Annotated in this window: 28 protein-coding genes and 1 tRNA gene; 13 read left to right on the top strand and 16 right to left on the bottom strand. The window is 40.3% G+C overall.

The window, feature by feature from the left end:
- Nucleotides 1-37 precede the first annotated feature (37 nt).
- From VMUT_RS01635 to VMUT_RS01620, 5 genes are all read left to right on the top strand, one after another.
- Entirely contained in the window at nucleotides 38-526 is a 489-nt protein-coding gene (locus tag VMUT_RS01635) for a peroxiredoxin (RefSeq protein WP_013603685.1), read from the top strand.
- A gap of 94 nt (nucleotides 527-620) precedes the next feature.
- Nucleotides 621-697: transfer RNA gene (locus VMUT_RS01630), tRNA-Ala, on the top strand.
- 68 nt (nucleotides 698-765) lie between these two features.
- Nucleotides 766-1,029, top strand: coding sequence for a pyridoxal-phosphate dependent enzyme (locus tag VMUT_RS12990; protein ID WP_202795181.1), 264 nt, complete (start codon nucleotides 766-768; stop codon nucleotides 1,027-1,029).
- On the top strand, nucleotides 1,022-1,588 hold the full coding sequence (locus VMUT_RS12985) for a pyridoxal-phosphate dependent enzyme (RefSeq protein ID WP_202795180.1): 567 nt from the start codon (nucleotides 1,022-1,024) through the stop codon (nucleotides 1,586-1,588). Before VMUT_RS12990 ends, VMUT_RS12985 begins: the two co-directional genes overlap by 8 nt.
- A gap of 102 nt (nucleotides 1,589-1,690) precedes the next feature.
- On the top strand, nucleotides 1,691-2,872 hold the full coding sequence (locus VMUT_RS01620) for a fucose isomerase (protein ID WP_013603684.1): 1,182 nt from the start codon (nucleotides 1,691-1,693) through the stop codon (nucleotides 2,870-2,872).
- Nucleotide 2,873: 1 nt separating this feature from the next.
- On the opposite strand, the gene dcd is transcribed toward VMUT_RS01620, so the two are convergent.
- The 4 genes from dcd to VMUT_RS01600 all read right to left on the bottom strand — a co-directional run bounded on the left by dcd (nucleotide 2,874) and on the right by VMUT_RS01600 (nucleotide 6,094).
- Nucleotides 2,874-3,413, bottom strand: coding sequence for a dCTP deaminase (dcd, locus tag VMUT_RS01615; protein WP_013603683.1), 540 nt, complete (start codon nucleotides 3,411-3,413; stop codon nucleotides 2,874-2,876).
- 73 nt (nucleotides 3,414-3,486) lie between these two features.
- Entirely contained in the window at nucleotides 3,487-5,241 is a 1,755-nt protein-coding gene (gene metG / locus VMUT_RS01610) for a methionine--tRNA ligase (protein ID WP_013603682.1), read from the bottom strand.
- Nucleotides 5,242-5,285: 44 nt separating this feature from the next.
- Nucleotides 5,286-5,828, bottom strand: a complete 543-nt coding sequence (gene hsp20 / locus VMUT_RS01605; protein WP_013603681.1) for an archaeal heat shock protein Hsp20 — start codon at nucleotides 5,826-5,828, stop codon at nucleotides 5,286-5,288.
- A 35-nt stretch (nucleotides 5,829-5,863) separates the two neighbouring features.
- A complete protein-coding gene (locus VMUT_RS01600; RefSeq protein ID WP_013603680.1) occupies nucleotides 5,864-6,094 on the bottom strand; it encodes a 30S ribosomal protein S17e in 231 nt (76 codons plus the stop codon).
- Between the two features lie 95 nt (nucleotides 6,095-6,189).
- On the opposite strand from VMUT_RS01600, the gene VMUT_RS01595 reads away from it, so the two are divergent.
- Nucleotides 6,190-6,918 carry a proteasome assembly chaperone family protein gene (locus tag VMUT_RS01595; protein ID WP_148224622.1) on the top strand — a complete coding sequence of 243 codons (729 nt, stop codon included), beginning with the start codon at nucleotides 6,190-6,192 and terminating at the stop codon, nucleotides 6,916-6,918.
- A 139-nt stretch (nucleotides 6,919-7,057) separates the two neighbouring features.
- Here the strand turns inward: VMUT_RS01595 and tgtA are convergent, their stop codons facing one another.
- Together tgtA and VMUT_RS01585 are read right to left on the bottom strand one after the other, a co-directional pair.
- Complete coding sequence (tgtA, locus tag VMUT_RS01590; protein ID WP_013603678.1) at nucleotides 7,058-8,686, bottom strand: tRNA guanosine(15) transglycosylase TgtA; 1,629 nt, start codon at nucleotides 8,684-8,686, stop codon at nucleotides 7,058-7,060.
- Nucleotides 8,687-8,781: 95 nt separating this feature from the next.
- Nucleotides 8,782-9,204, bottom strand: coding sequence for an Lsm family RNA-binding protein (locus VMUT_RS01585; RefSeq protein WP_013603677.1), 423 nt, complete (start codon nucleotides 9,202-9,204; stop codon nucleotides 8,782-8,784).
- 57 nt (nucleotides 9,205-9,261) lie between these two features.
- Between VMUT_RS01585 and VMUT_RS01580 the strand changes: the two genes are divergently transcribed.
- From VMUT_RS01580 to VMUT_RS01565, 4 genes are all read left to right on the top strand, one after another.
- Nucleotides 9,262-9,612 (top strand): hypothetical protein, encoded by a 351-nt coding sequence (locus tag VMUT_RS01580; protein ID WP_013603676.1) that lies wholly within the window; start codon nucleotides 9,262-9,264, stop codon nucleotides 9,610-9,612.
- 108 nt (nucleotides 9,613-9,720) lie between these two features.
- Nucleotides 9,721-10,548, top strand: a complete 828-nt coding sequence (locus tag VMUT_RS01575; protein ID WP_013603675.1) for a TFIIB-type zinc ribbon-containing protein — start codon at nucleotides 9,721-9,723, stop codon at nucleotides 10,546-10,548.
- Between the two features lie 187 nt (nucleotides 10,549-10,735).
- A complete protein-coding gene (locus VMUT_RS01570; RefSeq protein ID WP_237699682.1) occupies nucleotides 10,736-12,169 on the top strand; it encodes an ATPase, T2SS/T4P/T4SS family in 1,434 nt (477 codons plus the stop codon).
- Nucleotides 12,156-12,923, top strand: a complete 768-nt coding sequence (locus VMUT_RS01565; RefSeq protein WP_013603673.1) for a hypothetical protein — start codon at nucleotides 12,156-12,158, stop codon at nucleotides 12,921-12,923. Before VMUT_RS01570 ends, VMUT_RS01565 begins: the two co-directional genes overlap by 14 nt.
- On the opposite strand, the gene thsB is transcribed toward VMUT_RS01565, so the two are convergent.
- From thsB to VMUT_RS01550, 3 genes are all read right to left on the bottom strand, one after another.
- Entirely contained in the window at nucleotides 12,912-14,591 is a 1,680-nt protein-coding gene (gene thsB / locus VMUT_RS01560) for a thermosome subunit beta (protein WP_013603672.1), read from the bottom strand. The two genes, VMUT_RS01565 and thsB, sit on opposite strands and share 12 nt — an antisense overlap.
- A gap of 65 nt (nucleotides 14,592-14,656) precedes the next feature.
- Nucleotides 14,657-15,688 (bottom strand): diphthamide synthesis protein, encoded by a 1,032-nt coding sequence (locus VMUT_RS01555; protein WP_013603671.1) that lies wholly within the window; start codon nucleotides 15,686-15,688, stop codon nucleotides 14,657-14,659.
- Between the two features lie 14 nt (nucleotides 15,689-15,702).
- A complete protein-coding gene (locus VMUT_RS01550) occupies nucleotides 15,703-16,161 on the bottom strand; it encodes an RNA methyltransferase (RefSeq protein ID WP_013603670.1) in 459 nt (152 codons plus the stop codon).
- 73 nt (nucleotides 16,162-16,234) lie between these two features.
- Here VMUT_RS01550 and speD point away from each other — a divergent pair, with 73 nt between their 5' ends.
- Nucleotides 16,235-16,627: an adenosylmethionine decarboxylase gene (speD, locus tag VMUT_RS01545; protein WP_013603669.1), complete on the top strand. Its 393-nt coding sequence runs from the start codon at nucleotides 16,235-16,237 to the stop codon at nucleotides 16,625-16,627.
- 45 nt (nucleotides 16,628-16,672) lie between these two features.
- Here speD and VMUT_RS01540 read toward each other — a convergent pair whose 3' ends face one another.
- From VMUT_RS01540 to VMUT_RS01530, 4 genes are all read right to left on the bottom strand, one after another.
- On the bottom strand, nucleotides 16,673-16,903 hold the full coding sequence (locus VMUT_RS01540; RefSeq protein ID WP_013603668.1) for a histone family protein: 231 nt from the start codon (nucleotides 16,901-16,903) through the stop codon (nucleotides 16,673-16,675).
- A gap of 70 nt (nucleotides 16,904-16,973) precedes the next feature.
- Nucleotides 16,974-17,153 (bottom strand): hypothetical protein, encoded by a 180-nt coding sequence (locus tag VMUT_RS12415; protein WP_013603667.1) that lies wholly within the window; start codon nucleotides 17,151-17,153, stop codon nucleotides 16,974-16,976.
- On the bottom strand, nucleotides 17,154-17,936 hold the full coding sequence (locus VMUT_RS01535) for an ERCC4 domain-containing protein (protein WP_013603666.1): 783 nt from the start codon (nucleotides 17,934-17,936) through the stop codon (nucleotides 17,154-17,156).
- A gap of 52 nt (nucleotides 17,937-17,988) precedes the next feature.
- Nucleotides 17,989-18,861, bottom strand: a complete 873-nt coding sequence (locus tag VMUT_RS01530) for a DMT family transporter (RefSeq protein WP_013603665.1) — start codon at nucleotides 18,859-18,861, stop codon at nucleotides 17,989-17,991.
- Nucleotides 18,862-18,966: 105 nt separating this feature from the next.
- Here VMUT_RS01530 and VMUT_RS01525 point away from each other — a divergent pair, with 105 nt between their 5' ends.
- Both VMUT_RS01525 and VMUT_RS01520 read left to right on the top strand, forming a co-directional pair.
- Nucleotides 18,967-19,662 (top strand): phosphoribosyltransferase, encoded by a 696-nt coding sequence (locus VMUT_RS01525; RefSeq protein ID WP_013603664.1) that lies wholly within the window; start codon nucleotides 18,967-18,969, stop codon nucleotides 19,660-19,662.
- Nucleotides 19,663-19,711: 49 nt separating this feature from the next.
- Nucleotides 19,712-20,263, top strand: coding sequence for a hypothetical protein (locus tag VMUT_RS01520; protein WP_013603663.1), 552 nt, complete (start codon nucleotides 19,712-19,714; stop codon nucleotides 20,261-20,263).
- On the opposite strand, the gene nucS is transcribed toward VMUT_RS01520, so the two are convergent.
- From nucS to VMUT_RS01505, 3 genes are read right to left on the bottom strand one after another with little or no spacing between them, the layout of a single operon-like run.
- Nucleotides 20,264-21,019, bottom strand: a complete 756-nt coding sequence (gene nucS, locus VMUT_RS01515) for an endonuclease NucS (RefSeq protein WP_013603662.1) — start codon at nucleotides 21,017-21,019, stop codon at nucleotides 20,264-20,266. It lies immediately after the preceding gene.
- A 47-nt stretch (nucleotides 21,020-21,066) separates the two neighbouring features.
- On the bottom strand, nucleotides 21,067-21,441 hold the full coding sequence (locus VMUT_RS01510; protein WP_013603661.1) for a hypothetical protein: 375 nt from the start codon (nucleotides 21,439-21,441) through the stop codon (nucleotides 21,067-21,069).
- A complete protein-coding gene (locus tag VMUT_RS01505; RefSeq protein WP_013603660.1) occupies nucleotides 21,438-21,668 on the bottom strand; it encodes a hypothetical protein in 231 nt (76 codons plus the stop codon). Before VMUT_RS01505 ends, VMUT_RS01510 begins: the two co-directional genes overlap by 4 nt.
- Between the last annotated feature and the right edge of the window lie 27 nt (nucleotides 21,669-21,695).

Genomic DNA, 21,695 nt, shown 5'->3' with positions numbered 1-21,695 from the left:
TTATTTAAGGTTGAGACGCCATGGTTACTCGACCATCATGGTTGAGGTTGGGGAAAGAGCCCCGGACTTTGAGCTCTTAGACACGGAGTTGAAACCAAGGAGGTTGTCCGAATTCCTCGGTAAGAGGTTCGTAGTCATACTAACCTTTCCAGCGGCCTTCTCGCCAGTATGTACAAAGGAGTTGTGCACCTTCAGGGATAGGATGGCATTGCTAAATAAGGCCAATGCCGAGGTCATAGCAATAAGTGTGGACACGCCATTTACACTCAAGGCGTTTAAAGAGGCAAATAGGCTGAACTTCACAATGTTGAGTGACTTTAATAAGGAGGTAATTACGAAGTACGGGGTCGTCCACGAGAGCCTACTCGGACTTAAGGGCGTGGCTAAGAGAGCGGTCTTCATACTCGATCCAAAGGGCTTAATAGTCTATAAGTGGGTCAGTGACAACCCAGGCATTGAGCCACCTTATGAGGAGGTAATACGTATAGTTGATGAACTAAGCAGGAAGTACTCCCCCGTAATGTAAGGCACGCGTAGATTAATAACCTGCTCAAAAATAAGAAGTCATTACTGCGTCAGTCCGGCTAAAAGCTTAAATTTCCTTACTTACGGTTTTTCCTGGGCCGGTAGTCTAGCCTGGAAGGATGCCCGCCTCGCACGCGGGAGATCCCGGGTTCAAATCCCGGCCGGTCCACCAATTCAATTCTTTTTCCTTTATCGCTAGCTTAGGATTTTACCTGCGTAGACGTTTATAGGGCTAGGCAGGTGATTAGTAGGTACTTGCCAAGGACGCCTCTTGTCTATTCACGTCAGTTATCTAGGTTGCTTGGCTTTGATGTTTACCTGAAGCTTGAGAATCTTCAGCCAACTAGGGCGTTTAAGGTTAGGGGTAGTGCGTATTTCGTGATGGTTATGAGAGATGAGGCGCAGAGGAGAGGATTAATTGCGGCGTCCACGGGCAATCACGCGCAGTCTGTTGCCTACGCCGGTAAGTTAATAGGCGCCAGGGTCCGTGATCGTAATGCCTGAGAGCGTATCTAGGGTTAAGGTTGAGACTCTGAAGAATCTAGGTGCCGAGATTATATTTCACGGTAAGGTATTTGATGAGGTCCTGGACTACGCAATGAGTCTCGCCAACAGGGAGGACTTGCTATTCGTGCATAGCACCAATGAGCCACTGCTCTATCCCAGGGTTAGTACAATACACCTAGAGGTTGTTGATGACCTATCTTATGTTGATGTGGTGATTAACCCAATAGACGGTGGTTCGGGAGCGTCGAGTGCCGTGATAGTCTATAAATCCGTTAACCCATCAATTAAGGTCATAGGCGTACAGGCGGAGGGCGCGCCGAGTGTTTACCTATCGCTTAAGGAGGGTAGGTTGATTTCCACGGGTTATGCTAGGACTATCGCCGAGGGCTTGACCACGGCTAGGGCCTATGAGTTGCCGTTCAGCATATTGAGGGGTAGGATTGATGATGTGGTTCTCGTTAGTGATGATGAGATGCTCAGGGCTATTAAGGAATTAGCCTTAATGCTGGGCAGGTCGCGGAGCCGGCGGGTGCCGTCGCATTGGCCGCTGCCATGAAGTCAAGAAGTCAGTTAGTGGGTAAGAAGGTCGTTGTCATGGTTACTGGCGGTAATATTGACCCAGAACTGTTTATGAAGGCCCTTGAGAATTACTAGGTGTATGAGGAGGATCATTGTACTGGGCTTTGTCTCACCACTGCATAAGGATAGACTACCCGCTATTGAGGGTGTTGATAGGGTCATATCAAGTACTGATGAATTAAGGGGATTGAGCATTAATGATGCATTCGTCGTTGCCTTAATACTGTCAGGTGGTGTTAGTCGCCTCGTTAGGGAGTTCGCCGAGGATTATGGCCTACGCAGGTTACTGCTTGTTTCTCACCCAGGTCTTAATAGCCTCGCCTCAGCCCTTGACACAAGAGCTCTACTTAGTGAGGTTGGGATTGACTCAGGGGTACTTCACCTCGAAGACTTGGGCCATATTGACCATGCGCTTAGGATTGCCAGGGCCATAGCCTCCATACTCGGTATTAGGGTTGCTCTGCTTGGTGTTGGGGTTAAGGATAGTGTGGCCAGGACCTTTGAGGATAGGTTTGAGGCTAGGGTTGATGCCATACCCATGGAGAGTCTTGAGGAGATAATTAATAATGCCGATGAGAGAGTAGTCACCGAGTTCATGAATTACATCAGGGGTAGGGTTAAGTTTGAGGTTAGTGATGATAGGCTTAGGGATGTTGGTAGGATCTACGCTGCCATGCGTGGTCTTTATGGTAAGTACGATGCCCTCACAATTAATTGCTTCCCATACCTAATTAAGCACAAGGTCACACCATGTTTGGCATTGGCTAGGCTTAATGAGGAGGGGTTGATAGTGGCGTGCGAGGCTGACCTAAGGGCTTTGTTCTCCATGGTTATTGCCAGGGAGTTAACAGGCTATAGCGGTTGGATCGCAAATACGAATCACATTGAAGGCAGTAAGGTCACAATGGCTCATTGTACCATAGCCCTTAGCATGATCAGTGATGCTAGAGTAGTTACGCATTTTGAGTCAGGGTTTAGCTATGGCTTAACAGGTAAGTTACTATTCAATGAGGTGACTGGGGTTTCAGTCTCAAGTGATTTTAGGAGGATGAGTATATTCAATGCAAAGGTCGTTGAGTCAGGGTTATTGAGTAATAGTATGTGCAGAACGCAGGCGATACTTGACCTTGGGGTTAACTCCTCGGTAGTCCTTAGGTTAGCGCCATACAATCATCACGTCATAATACCAGACAATGTAATCAAGGAATTAGAGACAATAGCTGGCGTCCTTGGTATGGAAGTCGTTAAGTACACACAGTAAACTAGCACTCACCCTTCATGCCCTTTGGCGGTGTGACCCCTCTCTGGCCTAGGTACCTGCCCAGGTACTTCGCCTCGCCAATTGCCTTTACGAGGACTACGTGTAGGAACCTCATACCTGGCCTAAGGACCATGTAGTTACCGCTGTTGTTTATGACTTCTATTGTTACGTTGCCCTCGAAGCCTGTGTCAATTATTGTTGGCGGCACACTTAGGCCGTATCTGGCCAGAGTTGAGCGCAGGTTGCAGAAGCCTACTATGTCCTTTGAGAATTTCACGTATTCCATTGTGGTTAATAGCGCGAAGCTTCTTGGTGGTATTACGATTCTACCATCCTTAGCCTCAACAATGCTGAATAAGTGCCTTGCGCTCTCTAGCTCACATGGGTCTATTACCTGCCCGTCGAAGGCATATATTGCGTACTCAGTGCCGACCCTTAGGTCAAGCCCATTCTCCCTAACAACGTCCTCACTGAAGGGCTCGATTGATAGAACTCCGCCCTTAACAAGCTTTAGTATTTCATCCCTCGCTAGTACGGCCATCAATTACTAACGAACTTCGCAATTTATTTTTATTACCATGAAACACCACAGGTATTCCTCACGTATTATTTCATCATTGACCAGGTAAATACACTTGTTGCCATGGATACTTATTCTTATCCTTAGTGTTCCTTATATCGTCTAGTTTTTTCATCATTTCCTTAAACTCTTCATGACTGATCTTCTTGAACAATGGTCTCACATTACTAACTCTAATCCCTGATTTGGGTGGCTCATAGGCATCCTTCCAGTTTAATTTGCTGAAGCCAGCCATAGTCCATAGACTCTCCATGGACTTCGGCATAATGGGCCATAAGTCAATGGATAATATCTTAACTATATGTAGGGCATTGAGTATAACGGCACCAGCCTCATCCTTATTACCCTTTATTAATTCCCAGGGCTGTCTTTCATTTAAATACCTGTTACCAACCCTGGCTATTTCTATGGCCTCCAATAAGGCGTCCCTGAGTTCAATCTTCTCATAATACCCCTCAGAATTCTTAAAATGATCCAACGCTTCATCCCTATATTTAATGTCTATATCTCTTAATGATCCACTAGGTATTTCTCCATTAAACCTAGTGCTAATGAATGTTAAGACTCTATGTATGAAGTTGCCGATTATATCATTTAATATTGAGTTTATAACATCAAGGGTCTGATGCCAGGCAAAGCTTGTATCCTTACTCTCGGGTCTTTGGTATATTAATACGAACCTCCAGTAATCAACAGGCATTAGGGCAAGCGCCTCGTCTATCCAAATACCAATCCTCTGACTCTTGGAGAATTTCTTACCCTCAAATAATAGGTACTCGGTTGATGCCGTGGTGTAGGGCATTACATATGGGTCACCGGATGCTATGAGCATTGCGGGTAGTAGTATTACGTGAAATGGTATGTTGTCCTTACCCACAAAGAACACAACCCGCGTGTTTGGGTCGAACCAGTACCTCTTCCATTCATCCTCATTGCCCCTGTTCCTGAAATACTCGATCGTCGCCGATATGTAGCCGAGCACCGCCTCAAACCACACGTATATCGTCTTATTATCGGCACCAGGGAATGGAGCCTCAATACCCCACTTATTATCCCTTGTTATGGCTCTTGGTTTTAATCCCTCCTTCAACATACCAAGACTCATTTGCTTAGCATTCTCTGGTAATGCAGTATTCTCCTCAACATACTTCTTAACTCTATCCTCAAGTCTCGTTAAGTCTAGATACCAATGTGCCGTCCTAACCCAAATAGGTTTAGAACCACATATGGCGCATCTCGGGTTTATTAGAAGCTTCGGTTCAAGTAATCTACCGCAATTCTCGCACTGATCACCACGTGCCTTATCATAACCACAGTAAGGGCATGTACCTATTATGAACCTGTCGGGAAGGTAGATCTTATCCTTCGGGCAGTAGGGTACTTCATCCTCCTTAGTAAATATGTAACTATTATTATAAAGCTTCATAAAGAACTCTCTAACAAATTCCCTATGCACCGGTGACTCGGTCCTTGTATAATTATCGAAACCAATCTCCCAGAACTCGAATAATTTCTTTATTATTTCATGCATTCTATCCGTTAGTTCTCTAGGCCTTATGCCCAATTGCAGCGCCTCAACCTCTATTGGTGTACCATGCTCATCAGAGCCCGATACAAAAACGACGTCATCACCCTTAAGCCTTAGGTACCTTACAAAAACATCTGCTGATAATACAGAACCAATTAAATTACCTAAATGAGGCACTGCGTATATATACGGCCATGCAGACCCTATAACCCACCTTCTCCTAGCATTTCCAGGTTGGTCACTCTCATCACCAAAGGGCACAACGAAGTTCAGAAATTTAAGTTTTAAGGATTTACTAAGAGAAATTACTCAACCTTAATCTCAAATCCTTTTCGGCCCGTGCTCTTCTTTTTCAACTCCACGGTTAATACACCATTCCTATACGTGGCCTTTGACTGGCTTGGGTCAACCTCAGTCGGTAAGTCAACCTCCTTATAGTACTTTCTATCACTATCCCTGGCACTAATGATCAATTTTCTACCATCTTCACTAATCTTAATACTAATCTTATCCTTATCAACACCCGGCATGTCCATTATAACCTTAACAGAGTCCTCCTCCTCAATGACGTCGGTCAATGGTTCGATGTCCTCCTCAATAATTGGTCTCTCGCCCTTGGGTCTCACATTACCAAACTCCTTAATCCTTGGTTTACCATCAGGACCTATTGATATTTCAAAACCGTAATAGTAATACTTAGGTCTTGCCCTACTGCTACGTTTCTCCTCTTCCTCTGGCGTAACCCCTCTCATCATTCTATCCATTTCCTCCTCCATTTCTCGCTCAAGCTCCTCAAAATACTTTTGAATTCTCTTAAACCAATTATCAATATCTTCAAACCATGACATAACCATTGATTAATTTTAATGGGCCTTATAAACCTTTACTGTTCCTCTAATTCGATTTCGGGCTTCTCCTCAGCGCCAGCCTTCATTCTCTTCATTACCCTTGTTATTTCACCAGCCACCTTATTACGAACAGATTTACTCGGTATATCTGCCAACTCAGCAACCACCTTCTTATTGCTTTCAAAATCATCACTAAACCTGCCTGGGTAAACCTCAAGCAATCTCCTAGCAAGGCTCTTTATGTATCTTGGCCTTACTCGTCCCATTGACTAATCGTAATACTACCCCCTTTAAAGTCTGACCTTATGATAAAATACGCAGAGCTAATGCTTTTAATAACTGCTTAGATAGTGCTATTGCCGTGAGCAATGTAAAAATTAATATTATGGAACCGGTGTTAAGGCCTGTGTATTTTTTAACGGGATTCGCTGGCCTTGGTATGGTTGGTTACTTAGTTGTACAGCACCTTTCTAATGCATTGAATTGCCGTAGAATCGGGTTCATAAAGATGCCCAGGGAACCACCGTTAAGCGCCTACATCATTAGTGCAAACATGCTCTCTACACCCGGAGAGATTTATTATTGCCCGGAAACCGAGTTCACGATATCTATTATTCATTGGGATGGTGATTTCATGACGAAGTATGCCCATGACGTCGTTGGGGCTATTGCCCGTTGGGTTTACGTTAATGGATTTAAGGAGGCCATACTCTTTGGAGGACTTGACAATAGATTAAGGGGTGAAGACCTGGATCAATTGAGAATTGCCGTAACCACTGAGTATAGAAATAAGCATTCTTTGGGTAGGGTTAAGCTTATGGAATTGAACTACGCAATAGTTGGACCCTTGGCATTACTAATGAATGAATTCGAAAGGTTAAGTATGCCTGCCATTTCTATATTACCATATGCTGAGCCGTTCCGTGCCGACCCCAATGCGGCTATAGTTGCTATTCAGTTTCTAAAGGAATTAACAGGCATTGAGGTTGACGTCAGCAAACTAAGGGAGCTGGCTGAAATGATCGATAAGGAGCTTAAGGAATTGCAGGAAAGCATCAAAAGAAGGGAGGGAGCACCATATATTATATAAAGCAATAATTATTGCTGATTTTCGCGATATCTTTATTACTATATCATCATAAGTTCCCTTGGATCTCGAAGTATTAAAATACGAGAATATCAGGGAGAAGATAACGATAATGTTCCGTGAAAAACTATTGATTACCACATTAAATATTTCCTATTTCTCTAATGACCCAGGGTATTAATGCATATAGTTCCTGCCTTGACTTAGCCTCGAGTATTGTTACTTCCTTGAAACCTATGTTCATTAATTCATTAATTATCTTCCCATAATTCTCTTTCATAATTACCATTATATCAGTAAAGCCCCTCTCACGTAATTTAACTAAGTATTTACGTAATAAATGATACGAGAATAATCGTAAATAACCTGGGATTGGTTCAGGATACTCATGCTGCGATAATGGGTATATCTCGCTTATTTCATATGGTATTGGCCCTAGGACCGGGTTATTTATCACCACATGAACCTTACTAAGTAGGTTGTTGGTTGATAATTGGTCTATTAGCCAGTAAACTATTGAATCCCTTATGTATGGTCTATCAAGGAGCTCACCTGGTAATACTAAGACTATGCATCCCTGGGGTGGCTCATAATTATTGAGAAGTCTCTCAACGTGCCTAACAATTTCAGGCCTGTACAGGGATTCCACGGATGTTATGTGCAGTGCCCTCACACGCCCTGACTCATCCGGGATTACCTTTAGCAAAGCCCTTAATCCCTTCCTTAAGGCCAGTAATGCTGACTTAACCCTGGCATCACCGCCGGCTTTTTCCTCGAGATACTCCCAAAGGGTTCCCTCCTTAATCCTAGCCTTAATCTCCTGAATCTCCTCCCAAAGCACGTATAGGTTGTGAATTGCTAACAACCTCTCACGCTCAGCCTTATTCATACTCATCAACTCCTTAACACTGTACTTCCTACACACGGGGCAGTTGCAGGGTATTCTATCAACCTTAATCTCATTAAGTCTCACAGTCCTGTCCCTAAGGATTATCCTATCATCACGAGCATAGAGAACATAACTGGCAGAATCGAAGAAGTCAACGCCCATGGCTACGGCAAAGGGTAGTATTAATGGATGCCCAGCCCCAAAAAGATGAACGGGCTTACCTGGTGGTAACCTAGCCTTTACTGTGGCTATCATCCTCATTATCATTGAGAAATCATACTCCTCAAGCAACGTTGTTGGACTTCCTATGGCATAGATATCAAAACCTAATTCACCAATTTTCTCTGCCGAATAACTAAGTATACCTAGTTTATCACCCCCCTGTACTGGGCCGACAATTAACATCTTATGATCAGGATCCCACATTCTGGCCTTTACAAGCGCTGCCCTAGCCCTCCTTAGGGTCTCCTCAACCTCGAGTAATACAATATTCCTAGGCCTACCCCATTGAGTTGGTATGTCGAGTATTACGCCTATGTCGGTACCTATTTCAATCTCGTATTTAAGAATCTCCTCAGGCGATACGTCAACCTTACCATACATCAATAATTGATAGGCACCTGAATCAGTCATAATTGGTTTATCCCAATTGAGTAATTTATGTATACTAACTTCCTTAACTAAGTCACCATAGTGCCTCCTAAGTAGGTAAGCATTGGTTATTACCTGGTTAAAACCAATATTGCTTATTTCATTTAATGTCACTACCTGTTTTATGGGATTTATAACAGGAAATAATGCAGGAGTCTCAATAATACCTGACCTAGTCCTTAATTTACCAATCCTTCCAGCTAAATCCTTGTCTAATATCTCAAAGGACATCCTTGACAATTACTACAAAACAATGAGTACTTTAAATATACCTTATCTTTCCGTGGTTTTTACATAATTATATAGAATAAATTTCGCCCTTGTGCTTAGGACTTTCGCTTTGACATAAATTCATCAAACAACTCCTTAACACGCTTCGCCAGAGGTCCAGAACCCTCAACACCTGCGGTGGTCACCTTCACATTGCCTACCTGAACTATGTTGGCCTCTTCAACATACTTAACCATGCCAGGGAAGTACTTATCAATGTACTTAGCGAATTCCCTGAGATCCACGAATTCCTGAACAAGCACTATATCGACAATAGCATGACTCATTACTAAGACTCGGGAGAACCTCTCGTTCTTGTTGTTAACGGCATCCACGAGCATTATGTTTAATGAACTGTCTATACCCACGAGCATTCCTTGATACGTAGTGCCCGTGCTTGTGGTTATCCTGACCTCCTTATTAACCATGTTAAGCAATTCTGCATTAAACCTCCTGGCTGCGTCAGCAAGTAATGACATAATCAATCGGGATTACATAAGATAAGCTTTTTTAGTATTTTTCCTTACCGTACACCAATGCAATTAAGTGGTGATTTCAGGGTTGTCAATGTTAAGGAAACGGATTATAAGGGCGTAGTTAGGCTTGAAATGGAGGGTAGCTCGGGTATATCCCTGGCTCTTGAGTACCCGAAGAATGCTGTTGGTGTTGATATTAAACAGGGAGATAATGTTAGGATTAATATAAGTAATGAAAAGGATCCGAACTATACGTTGAATTGGGACGTCTACATGAACGGTATTGTTTACTATGTTGGTGAAAATATAGTAAAAATATCGATAGGAGGCTTAATAATGGACATTAATAATTTTAAAAACAATGTTAAGGTTGGCGAGAAGGTCTATATTGGTTTAAGGGTGATAAAGTAAATTAAAACTTTCAGTAAACTCACACACTCCACTGGAGTCTAGTAACCCTGAGCTATATACCATATAAACACTGGACTTATTAATAACGAAAAAGAAGCCTTATATACCATGAAATGTCCTTATTGTGGAAGTTCAAGAATAATTGAGAGAGATGGAGAATACATATGCATAGACTGTGGTACTGTTCTTGGTTCTGTATACGTTTACGATACGTATATGCAATCATCACCATTACTAGATGGCGAGGAAATAGACTTAACACCAATATGGAAATCAGTAGAGAAAAACGTTAGAAAGAGAGATGAAACAAGGTTAGGTGTCTATAGAAGATTGAAGGTAATAAATGACATTTTCAGGACAAGGCGTGAGAGTTACTCGATTTATAGAGCTTATGATTGTATATTATTCATAGCGAGGGCTTTTGGTATTAGCAATGAATACGTCGAGGAGGCTAAGCACGTATTTAGAAAGATATTGAATAAAGAGGGCTCGTCATCGACAACCTATTACCAAGCAGCAGTCGCTGCTGTTTTATACGTAGTACTTTCACATAATTTACCAATAAGTACTAAACAGGTTATAAACCTATGTAGATTAAGAGGGCATAAGCTTACCTTTGAATCAATAAGGGATTCCCTGATCAACATTAAGGTTAGGTATAATTTAAGAGATAGGGTCTTATCGCATATTAAATCAGGACTAACTAGATTATTTAATGACTCATGGGTTACCATATACCCTGAAGCCGAGAAGTACCTCGACTCATTAAGAAAGTCCGTGATACAATCAAGAAGTCCCCCAATCCTCGCAGCAGCCATTATATACTGCGTAAGCAAGAGACTTGGTTATAAGTTAAGGGTGGAGGACATAGCTAAGGCCGTTCAAGTAAGTCCGTATACTCTGAGAGATTATGCACGTAAACTATGCCGTAATTAAACCAAGATGAATATGAAATCCCCTTTTATACCTTGATGAGATAATTTGTCGGTTCAATATGCCCTCATTAAGTTCCCATAACAATAAAGAATCTCCATTAACTAAGTTAATAATTGCTCATCAAATCCTGAACTGCATTAAATGTTCATCACTCAATAGTTGCACCTTCATAAAGGATCTTTCAAATATGGCCATAGAAAATAAAATCGATCCAGACGCTATTGAAACACTAAGTACCTGTGAATCAGTGGATATAAAGCAGCTTCTCGATATTGTACGTAAATCAAATCATCGTGACTTCATTAACAGGCTTCTTAATTTATTGATTAAAAATCGTGATAGGTCTTCCATAAGAATAGAATCATTTAAAGAAGGCTCCATAATAGTCATGGATGGTCTCTCATTGGTAATCGATAATAATCAATCAATGAATGGTATATTCACAATATCATCATCTGAATTTATAATTAAGGACGGTAATTGCCTATTTGAGCTTCATAAAATTAATAATGAATATTTGAGCTATTTAATTGATTTAACAAGAAGGATTGTTCCTGGTAATGATTATTCATTATCCTCATTATTATCATCCAGAGAAAAATTCCTATCAATGTTTATTAATGATGAGTTACTTAGGGCAGCATTATTACTTGCTAGCTTTGGTTTAGGCGATTTAGCGCCCATAATTCTAAATCAGGATATTGAGGATATTTTCATGACTCAGGATTCCATGTACATTAATCATAGTAAGTATGGTACTTGTAGGGTTATAAATATTGATACGCAGGCTATTGTAAGGCAATTTCTTAAGATGGCCAATATCAGTGGTGTTAAGGTTTCCGTAGATAATCCCAGTGGGAAATTTTCAATTACACTTGGGAATAAAAAGCTCAGGATATCCGTAGATAGATGGCCTCTGGTCGAGGGTATATCCGTACATGTAAGACTTCATAAGAAACCATTTACAATTAATGAATTAATTAATGAAGGTTCAATAAACATTATAGAAGCTGGAAAATTAACTATAGCGCTACGCAATGGCTATAGTGTTTTAATAATGGGTCCTCCATCAAGTGGTAAAACTACGCTATTAAATGCACTGGATATGGTGCTACCTCTGAACGTAAGGAGAATATACATTGATGAGACCGACGAATCCCTGGAATTACCAACACCCAGCGTTAAGGTTAAGTCAATAATCGGTAAGACCGAGGAAGTCCTAAAATCATTGCATAGAGGTTATGGTATATTAATAATTGGCGAGTTAAGGGAGAGGGAGCACTTTGAGGCATTGATTCATGGAATTAATGCAGGACTCCAGGTATTAGCCACAACACATGCAGATAGTATTGAATCTTTAACAAATAGGCTAAGAGTATTTTCGTTAATCGATCTCATAGATTTAAACAAGTTCGTGCTAATAATCATGGAGAAGATAGGTACAATGCGTAGAGTTAAAGCCGTTATTTTCCCTCCATCCTTTGATCCTGATAAGCAAGAAATTAATGCCATTATTAATGGGATTATGAAACTTAATCATGATATTGATAATTACGTTAATTATTCCATTCAATTAAACAATACCCTAAACAACATCGGTGATTATAATGAGTCTCAATGAATACTTACTAGGTAATGTTAAGGCTAAGGCACAGGAAACAATTGACTCGTTAGAAAAGTCACTAACTATAATGGTTGGAATAGTATCAGTAGGCCCAATTGCATTATTCGTATTCTCAACTCTCGTAAATCCCTACCTGTCATTAATCATACCAATCTTCGTAACAACCACAGTAATTATTGTCAGAAGAATTTTCCTTCGATTTAAGAATAGACTTAATAGTGAATTATTAAATACAATGAATGCTCGAGAGGGTTTTATAGATGAGATCCTGAATAGTAATGGGTCATTAATCATGAACGTTCTTGGGATTAATGATTCCCGTAAATGGTTTTACCTATTAAGAGCCTTATATGACGAGCATAATGATATACTTGATTCATTATTATCCGAGGAATTACAGGGCGACTTATCAAAGAATGAAATTAGCCTTGCTAGGTACATACTTGCCATCAGGTATTCAAGTGATAGATTAACAATTAGCGCATTAAGTAGGGGTATAAGGACAATAATGTTCGGTTACTACATACTTTTATTTGCCGTACCTGCAGTGGCGAAATCCCTTCAATTCCTCGGTATTCACTGGAACGCATTGTTTGTCGTTTCGATACAAATAATAATATCAATAACACTACTTATTTTCGCAAGAATAATTAATAAGGAATTTAATGTTGGTGTTGATACACGAGTACTTTTTACGGTGATTATTTTAAGCATTTTAATGAGCCTGGGCTTTTTAATATTATTCAAATGAGGGGCTTGATGGGCCCTCGCCAGCTCCTTCCTCCTTCTGCTCCTTCTTTCCTCCCTCCATCTTGCTTGCAGCAATTATTTCATCAATTCTTAGGACCATTGTTGTAGCTTCAACTGCAGCCTTAAGCGCCTGCAACTTAACAGTTAATGGTTCTATAACATCGAGAGTCCACATGTCTGTAACCTTTCCTGAAAATGCATTAATACCGAACTTCCATCCATCCTCCTTACTCTCATGTATGTGCCTAAGCTCAGTCAAAACATCAACTGCATCAAGGCCGGCATTCTCGGCAAGTGTCTTTGGTATTACCTCAACGGCATTTGCAAAGGCCTCCACTGCGTACTGCTCCCTACCGCCAACCTTGGCCGCGAACTGCCTAACAACCTTAGCAACCTCCATCTCAGGCGCTCCACCACCGGGTAATACGTATGGCTCCTCAATAACATCAGAAACCACACTAAGCGCATCTGTGAGGTTCCTCTCAGCCTCATCAACAAGCCTCTCAAATCCACCCCTAATCAGTATACTAACGGCCTTCGGATTCTTGCACTGCTCAACGAACACCATCTTCTCATCTCCAACTCTTCTCTCCTCGATGAGACCTGCAAAGCCTAGGTCCGCCTCGGTCATATCCTCAATATTAGTCACTAATCTACCGCCAGTTGCCCTAACGAGCTTCTCGATATCGCTTCTCTTAACCCTCCTAACTGCTAGAATACCTGCCTTAGCAAGGTAGTACTGGGCCATGTCGTCAATGCCCTTCGTTGTGAAGACAGCATTTACTCCAAGGGCCTTAAACTTGTCAACATAGGACTTCAGAATGTTCTCCTCCTCCTCGAGGAACGCCCTTATTTGATTAGGGTCATTGATCCTAATCTCAGCATCAATCTCAGGCTTCTCAACCTCAAGTGGTGCATCTAGTAGGGCAATCTTGGCATTAACAATCCTCTTGGGCATGGCTGCATGAACAACCTCCTTATCAACCACTATACCATACACTAACTGTGTATCTTCAAGAGCGCCTCCATACTTCTTAACAATTTGGACATTATCTAAGTCCGCAATCCACTTTCCATTTCTCTCCTCAGCAACCTGTAGCATAGCCTTAACGGCTAACTCTGCGAAGTAGTCCTTGACGGTCTCGCTTATCTTTCCATGCATTGATGTAGCCGCTACCTTCTTAAGCATTGATATATCATCTCTCTTCACGGGTACTGCAATCTTCCTTAGGTGCTCCGTAGCTACATCAAGCGCCTTCTTAAATCCTGAAACCACAACAGTCGGGTGTATGTTCTTATCCAGCAATTTCTCTGCTTCCTCAAGTAATGCCCCCGCCAGTATTACTGCTGTTGTCGTTCCATCACCAACCTCATCATCCTGGGTCTTAGCAATCTCAACTAGCAACTTACCAATTGGGTGCTGAACATCCATTTCATTAAGTATTGTTGCTCCATCATTCGTAATTGTTATGTCACCAAGACTATCAATGAGCATTTTATCCATACCCTTAGGGCCAAGTGTTGACTTCATTACCTCGGCTACGGCCTTGGCGACCATTATATTTATCCTCATTGCCTCCTTGCCAAAGGCTCTCTGCGTGCCCTCCTTTAATACGAGAACTGGTACTCCACCGATCTGTGCCAGATATGCCTGTGTACCGCTACTCATCGGCGAGTCCGTAAAGCACTTCTATAAAAACCTTTCTTTTTTACGGATGATAAACAATATACGTATCACCACACTAATAAATTATTTAAGTCGAGAACATTCAATTTAAGGATATCGCCAGCATTAACGACAGGTTTTATGAACCTATCTAAATCATCAATACCAATTCTTGGACATGCAGTATTTATTACAGCATCCACAGGTAGGTTATTAATGTAATCAGGTGAAACCTCATTCAAATCAATAATAACATAACCCTTACCTAACTTTTTCAGCCTGTTAATTAATGGTTCAATTAAATCCAATCTATACTGGCCCGGCTTTCTCGATATTACAATACCCACAAACTTTGCATTATTAAATTCGTGAATTGCCTTAACCTTCATGGTTAAGTATTTACGATATATGTAATCAACATCTTCAATAATTCCTCTGAAAATATCGATTGAGTAGACGGTTGTTTGAGGTTTTAATAACTTGAACGTTAATGGATAAAAGTAACCTGAGCCTATGAATAGGATTGTGTTTGGTATTGGAAATTGAACAAAACAGCCAGTTATAGGGCCCGGGGCAATCCGTGCATTAAGTGTCTTCGCAATACTATATGCATATAATTTATATGGTAGTGCATAGGTTATGAGGGCATTAGGATTCGACTTAATAATATTATTTACTGGTTCCCTAAGTTTATCCAATAAATCAGGCTTAGGTTCATAGTAAATCGCTGAGAATAATACAGTGGGTCCATTCTTAATTCTAATAATTACCGCATCATTAAGTTCCTGTCTTTCTAACCTATAGTTATTATTTATAATACGAAAAATATTAGGAGGTAGAGCATGTCCTAAGTGAATTATGTACTGATAATCATTTGAAACCGAGAAATCACAGGTACCCCAAACATTTTGACCGCTTAAATATGCCCTGAAACCTTTGTTACTTAAATATCGTACTACCTCTAATCCAACATTTTTAAATCCAAGAGGTGTTTCAATAAGAATCTTAGCATTTCTATTCTCATTTATCACTTCCTCTATACTTTTAAGTGGCAATAAGTATGTGTCTAATATCTCCGTCAATTCGCCATTATAACTCATTAACTTAATTTTCCCTAGATAATATATAAATAAATTCTGTGCGTTCTAAATGGTCCGTTAATGATCATGGAATTTATGGGTTGCCAACCAGGTACCTCGAAATCGTGAGAAACCACGCGAGCGCCATGCTTAAGTTCTTTGTTCAGTTTTGATTTCAGTTTCTCATTAATATCACTACCGAGGTATAGTGTCACGACATCAGCTATCGAATAATCAAAATCGAAAAGATCACCCCACACAATGTACGCTCTGCCCCTCAATCCTAGTTTCTCAAAGGATTCAATGCATGATCTAACGAGCGCTGGATTAATTTCAATACCAATGCCAATAGCATTAAATATGGTAACAGCTAATGTGATGATACCGCACTCACCAGCACCCGGATCTACAACAATCTCTCCAGGCTTTACATTAGCTAGCTTAAGCATTTCAAAGGCAATATCACGTGGTGTAGGTACGTAGGGCGCCGACATGCTTCGTATCCTTTCTTTACCTAAAGAAAGATTTTAAAATGCATGCCTTATGTGGGTTTCGGAGTCCGAAGCCATGTCCATAATGTCCCAATTGGAATATGAAAAAATAAGTAAGGTGGTTGGTAAGCACGTATATGGTAATTTATACGATGTTGATCCAAGTCTTTTAAGTGATGAAAATTTTTTACGATCATTAATAACAAAAGCTGCTGAGATAGCCAATGTACATTTGGTCGAAGTTAGGTCCTGGAGATTTGTAAATGGTGATAAGGAAGGAATAAGTGTCTTGGCGCTAATCGTTGAGAGCCACCTAGCAATACACACATGGCCTATTTATAGGTTCGCAACTGTTGATATATATACATGCGGGGATCAGAGCATGCCAGATAAGGCGTTTAATTATATAGTAGGTGTCCTCAAGCCTAGGAGATACATTGTTAATTATGCTGATCGGTCAAGTGAATAATTAGATAATTATTTTAAATAGGTGTAATTCTTTAATTATGCATTATTATGATGTCGGTGCAGGTATACATCTAAGAATTCTAATTGCTGTTTTAACATCGTCAGCTGTTACCGTCTTTCTACCAGCATGTCTCGCCAATTCTATACTCTTTGTAGCTATATCAAACGCAATATATTCAAGGATATCTCTCAATGCTTGTATTGCATCTTCACCTACTCTTTCAGCACCTGCCTTATGGAAAATTCTATCTATTGGTGCCAGTGGTAATTCAGGCATTAATGTTGCTCTTTAGGAATTAATATTTAAGGATTTTTCCTCTTTCTACACACAAGAAATTACGTGTGTATTAAAGACCAATATCCTCTAATTTATATGTTAATGTTGAGAATTTTGTCTTGTATAAGTAAAAGATTTTACCGCAATTATTACAACGACATACAATTATGAAGTTTTCGCTTCCTCTCCTACTCAGGAATTGCACCATTGCCCAATTATTCATGCCGCAGTATGGGCATGTAATTACCATTTACCTATCACCAAGAAAATCCATTATATTATGCTTATTATTAACATTATCTGCATCTTTCCTATTCCTTTTATCATCATTTTCTTTCTCATTCACCTCCCTAATTGCCTCATCAATTGAAATAACGACATTATTTATTTCATCACCATACTTTGTAGTTAATACCTTCCTAACGAGACCCACTATATTTTCATTAATATTATCAACCTTCCTAGTCCATTGCCCTAGATTATTTAAGGCATCAAGAGGTGTTCCAAATGCTCTCAATAAGGCCTCCGCCCTTTTTGGGCCTATACCGGGTAATGATGATAAAAATTGAATTTGGGTATCCCTTATCGTCTCGCCCCTTTTAATTGGTATTGACTTAATGCTCTTGTTACCTATTCTTTCTACAAGTGATTTCATGACATAAGCCGTACCCTCCTCATCAGGTGTATATAGCACTCTAATACCCATATCGATTAATGTACCTAGTGCGCCGAGTACGGAGTGCTTATGAACATTCCTCCTATTTAAGGCTCTCCATAAATCACCCTCAACAATTACATAAGCCCTATTAAATGCGTGCAATAACTCCTTACTTTGTTCGAATAATCTACCATCAACTATTGATGAGATAAAGTCCATGGCCTTTTTACGTTCAATACCCATATTATTAGGTAACACATAATCACCGATATCTAATTTACGAGGAATGATATTGCAACTAAGTCTCTTAATCCACTTAATAACTTCTTCTGCTGTCTCGTATTCCCGTGAATCAACTATTATAGTGCAATCCACAGGATTCCCCAATTTTAAGAACTAGGAACTGCTTAATTTACCTAATCCATACTTAAGTTTCCTCTCCATGGGGCTCCTCAGAAATAACCATATATATTCCCAATAATGTCACTGAAATACCAACAATAGTTAATGCCTGGGGGATCTGGTGAAATATTAGTAATGCGAGTAATGATGCTCCGATGGGTTCGCCTAATGTCGATGTTGTTACGGTTATGGCCCTCGAATACCTAAGGGAGTAATTTAGTAATGTATGGCCAAGTAGCATAGGACCAAGCACGATCATTGATATATAAAACCAGGTATACGGTGGGTACGGCCAAAACCTTGTACGTAATACTAATCCAACAAACAATGTTGTGAGGGCTGAAATACTGTAAACAGGTACTGTGTATGTTGCTAATGATGCCTTGGTCCTAATGAACCTGCCTATTAGGAAGTACACGGCGCCGGACATGGCTCCGACCAACGCGAGTAAATCACCAACTAATGCCTTTAGGCTTATGTAGAATTCGGGTACCGTGATTAATACAATACCTAGGAAGGCAGTTAATGTGCCAATTATTGACCTTATCCCAACCCTCTCCCCTATTAACTTACCCATTATTAACGTGAATATTGAGTATGTGGAGACCAGCGTTGTGCTTGCCGCCACCGTTGTCAAATATAGGCTTTGAATCCACGTCATGAAGTGCGTGGCCAATGCAATGCCACTAATTACCATTAGAATAAAGTCGTTTTTTGATGGTATGTAGGCATTGCTTCTTTTCTCGGTGATTAACAATGGTGATAGTACTGCTGCGGCTATGGCAGTTCTCCAGAAGGCTACGGCTATTGGTTGAGCACCAGATAGTAATATTAGTATTGATGCCCAGGATATTGCTACCACTGCAATTGTGAGTATTACATAGTACTTAAGTACCATAAATTACTTCTAGGTTAATATGGTTCAAAAATTCAAATAAAAATAGTACTATTCCTGAATATGAGCATGAAATTTATAAATCAGTCATGAGTATTACCAAAAAACGTGGTTAGAGTACCGATAAGGCTTGTTAGTTGGGACGAAATAGCCGAGTGGGCTAGGGTATTATCAATGAAGATAAAGGACTCTGGATGGCTACCTGACATTGTAGTTGCAATAGCAAGGGGTGGTTATGCACCGGCAAGACTTATTTGCGATTACCTAGGAATTTCTGACTTAATCAGTGTTCAGGTTGTTCATTGGCCATCTACGGCTCAAGCAGCTGAGAAGGCGTATATTAAGTATCCATTGTCTGTTGACTTAAGTGGTAAGAAGGTTCTCGTAATTGATGATATCGTTGATACTGGGGACTCAATACAATTGGCTAAGGAGCACATAGAACGGAATAGCAGGAATGTGGATGTGAGGACGGCAGCTCTACAATGGATATCGACGGTTGCTAAGTTTAAACCTGATTATTGGGCAATTGAGGTTAAGGATTGGGTTTGGTTTGTTTATCCATGGAATATCACTGAGGATATGACAAACTTCATAAAGAGAATACTAATTGAAGAGTCAAAGAATGGTAAGAGAGAGTGGACCTTGAATGAGATAATTAACAGGATGATTGATTGGTACGGTGATGAAATACTTAAGGTTAAGATTACCTACATAGACTTAGCTCTCAGGAGTCTCGAGAAGCAGAATATAATTACCAGGACTTATAAGGATGGTATTGAGCATATACTACTTAGAGCGTAAAATAGTGAGAGAGTAATCATTTTTAAAGTCTACGAATAATGAGTCATTAATGCTAACACAGGAAGAGAGGATAAGAGCTTCCATAATAGGTAGGTTAGGAAGATTTAGAATATACCTTTATTTAATTCTACTGCTACTTTATTTAGCGGCTTATTTTCTCGGTTATGCCGTAAAACCCAGTCAACAATTTGCGGCACAGGTTAACCAGGAAATTAACCAGGAACAGTCAGAAATGGAGAAATTATCATCAGTATCTCAGGTGGCTGTTTTCTCCTATAAATTAACTGGCATAATGGTGTCATTAGGTCCATCATTAATACCGTTATTTGGTATATGGAATACGGCAGAGCAGTGGGTATATACGGGAATCGCCACAAATGCTGTTTCTAGTAACGTGGCTATGTCAATAATGGCCGAAACAATACTATTATCACTAATAATAGCAATACCCTCAACCGACGGCTTACTCCTAACACTATTGTTAATTAATTATGGAAGAAACAGGGAATTTAGGGAATTAGCGGTTCTCTCCCTGCGCTGGTATATAATGTCAGTTATACTAGGCATAGTATTCCTTATATTATTCGCGGCAATGCCGTAATCAAACCAATTCTTTAGGTTCAACACGCCTGAATTCGAGGCCGTATTGCCTTAGGTAATGGTAAGCTGCGGATGAGATAGAAGGTGCGACGAGAATGCCCCTAACATTCTTGCCCTCCTTCTGACTCAGGTGCTCGACATAGCGCTTAAGCTGGTTAACGGCCTCTGGACCGGCCTGGCTTCTCTTGCATTCAATAACCACCAGGTTACCCTTGGAGTCTTTACCCAGTAGGTCTATGTCGCCAACGATTGTGTGATATTCCCTGGCAATTATTTGTAGGCTATCCTCAATAATACTCGGATTACTAATAATGGCATTAACAACATCCTCCTCCCTACCAAACACTCTATAATTCAGCGTAACGCCAAGTCTCACGGCACTAACAAACCTGATTACAGGAATGTCCACAACAACTACTTCCCTAGGACTCTGCCTAACGCTTCTCAGAGTTAATATCCCTAGATTAATTGATGCATATAATGTGGATGGTGGTGGGTTCCATAACCGTGGTCTCTCTTTATTGGATTCATGAACCATAAAAGTTCCATCTGGTTTAGAAATGATGAGCCTGGGCATTAAATCCTCAAGCTGAGATTTAGCCCTGCCCTCGTATGATGCTGTCATATCTCCATAAATAAGTATTACATGCGTGCTCTTCCTGAGGTTTATGAGTCGAAGAGCCTCAGCTGGTGTTGGATCCACTAAGTATTCAAGGTCAGGCGTTGTCTCTCTACCGATGAAATTAGTGATACTCATTACGGCATTATATCCTCATTTAAACATAAGAATTTTCCCTTTACTCGTTACTTCGTATATTCAACATCATCCTCACTTATTAACTCCAACTCAAAGTTTAATCTGTAAAGGATCCTAGCAAGGTCAAGCGTACTGAGCTTTAATGGATTAATAACCATATTAAGCACATTATTTTCAATCCACAAATCAAGAGGTCTAATGATCTTTAAAACCTCATTTAGATTACCTGTCTTAATCAGCCTAAACCTATAGTACCTGGCATATGCTGTACAGCCGTTATCCACTGCCTTATTTATTAAGTCAGTATCATCGTCTGTGGTTATGAGCATGCCGTTATCACTATTATTAACTATGCTCGTACGGTTCTCCTTAATAACGTTATTGAGACAATCCTTCCACTTAATCAGATAAACAAAGTTCATGAATGCATCATCTTTTTCCTAATAAATTCCTTAATTCTATGAATATCATTTTCCTCAATCTCTACGAGACTTAATGCATTAGACAATATATTGTTAAGTTCCTCTTCACTTATTGAATTAATCTCATTAAGTTCTGTCATTATATAATTAATTACGGCCCTAGCGGCTAAGCCTTTTAGGTTATTGCGCATACTTTTCAATTCCTCTAACAATTCAACACCATTCATTGAAACCGAAGATTTAATGAAAATAAG

The sequence above is a fragment of the Vulcanisaeta moutnovskia 768-28 genome (assembly GCF_000190315.1).
In the GTDB taxonomy this organism is placed as follows: Archaea; Thermoproteota; Thermoprotei; order Thermoproteales; family Thermocladiaceae; genus Vulcanisaeta; species Vulcanisaeta moutnovskia.
The sequence above is the reverse complement of the archived record's forward strand: the minus strand, read 5'-3'. Positions and strand labels throughout refer to the sequence as shown.

Bases quoted from the DNA above. Each gene is read 5' to 3' on its own strand.
- hsp20 (WP_013603681.1), bottom strand. From the start codon at position 5,828: ATGTCATGGTTTGAAGATATTGATAATTGGTTTAAGAGAATTCAAAAG.
- VMUT_RS12985 (WP_202795180.1), top strand. From the start codon at position 1,022: ATGCCTGAGAGCGTATCTAGGGTTAAGGTTGAGACTCTGAAGAATCTA.
- thsB (WP_013603672.1), bottom strand. From the start codon at position 14,591: ATGAGTAGCGGTACACAGGCATATCTGGCACAGATCGGTGGAGTACCA.
- VMUT_RS01520 (WP_013603663.1), top strand. From the start codon at position 19,712: ATGCTAACACAGGAAGAGAGGATAAGAGCTTCCATAATAGGTAGGTTA.
- speD (WP_013603669.1), top strand. From the start codon at position 16,235: ATGTCCATAATGTCCCAATTGGAATATGAAAAAATAAGTAAGGTGGTT.
- VMUT_RS01600 (WP_013603680.1), bottom strand. From the start codon at position 6,094: ATGGGACGAGTAAGGCCAAGATACATAAAGAGCCTTGCTAGGAGATTG.
- VMUT_RS01510 (WP_013603661.1), bottom strand. From the start codon at position 21,441: ATGAACTTTGTTTATCTGATTAAGTGGAAGGATTGTCTCAATAACGTT.
- VMUT_RS01565 (WP_013603673.1), top strand. From the start codon at position 12,156: ATGAGTCTCAATGAATACTTACTAGGTAATGTTAAGGCTAAGGCACAG.
- dcd (WP_013603683.1), bottom strand. From the start codon at position 3,413: ATGGCCGTACTAGCGAGGGATGAAATACTAAAGCTTGTTAAGGGCGGA.
- VMUT_RS01555 (WP_013603671.1), bottom strand. From the start codon at position 15,688: ATGAGTTATAATGGCGAATTGACGGAGATATTAGACACATACTTATTG.
- VMUT_RS01575 (WP_013603675.1), top strand. From the start codon at position 9,721: ATGAAATGTCCTTATTGTGGAAGTTCAAGAATAATTGAGAGAGATGGA.
- VMUT_RS01570 (WP_237699682.1), top strand. From the start codon at position 10,736: ATGGCCATAGAAAATAAAATCGATCCAGACGCTATTGAAACACTAAGT.
- VMUT_RS01585 (WP_013603677.1), bottom strand. From the start codon at position 9,204: ATGTCATTACTTGCTGACGCAGCCAGGAGGTTTAATGCAGAATTGCTT.
- VMUT_RS01635 (WP_013603685.1), top strand. From the start codon at position 38: ATGGTTGAGGTTGGGGAAAGAGCCCCGGACTTTGAGCTCTTAGACACG.
- tgtA (WP_013603678.1), bottom strand. From the start codon at position 8,686: ATGTCCTTTGAGATATTAGACAAGGATTTAGCTGGAAGGATTGGTAAA.
- VMUT_RS01505 (WP_013603660.1), bottom strand. From the start codon at position 21,668: ATGAATGGTGTTGAATTGTTAGAGGAATTGAAAAGTATGCGCAATAAC.
- VMUT_RS01540 (WP_013603668.1), bottom strand. From the start codon at position 16,903: ATGCCTGAATTACCACTGGCACCAATAGATAGAATTTTCCATAAGGCA.
- nucS (WP_013603662.1), bottom strand. From the start codon at position 21,019: ATGAGTATCACTAATTTCATCGGTAGAGAGACAACGCCTGACCTTGAA.
- VMUT_RS01530 (WP_013603665.1), bottom strand. From the start codon at position 18,861: ATGGTACTTAAGTACTATGTAATACTCACAATTGCAGTGGTAGCAATA.
- VMUT_RS12415 (WP_013603667.1), bottom strand. From the start codon at position 17,153: ATGGTAATTACATGCCCATACTGCGGCATGAATAATTGGGCAATGGTG.
- VMUT_RS01580 (WP_013603676.1), top strand. From the start codon at position 9,262: ATGCAATTAAGTGGTGATTTCAGGGTTGTCAATGTTAAGGAAACGGAT.
- VMUT_RS01550 (WP_013603670.1), bottom strand. From the start codon at position 16,161: ATGTCGGCGCCCTACGTACCTACACCACGTGATATTGCCTTTGAAATG.
- VMUT_RS01620 (WP_013603684.1), top strand. From the start codon at position 1,691: ATGAGGAGGATCATTGTACTGGGCTTTGTCTCACCACTGCATAAGGAT.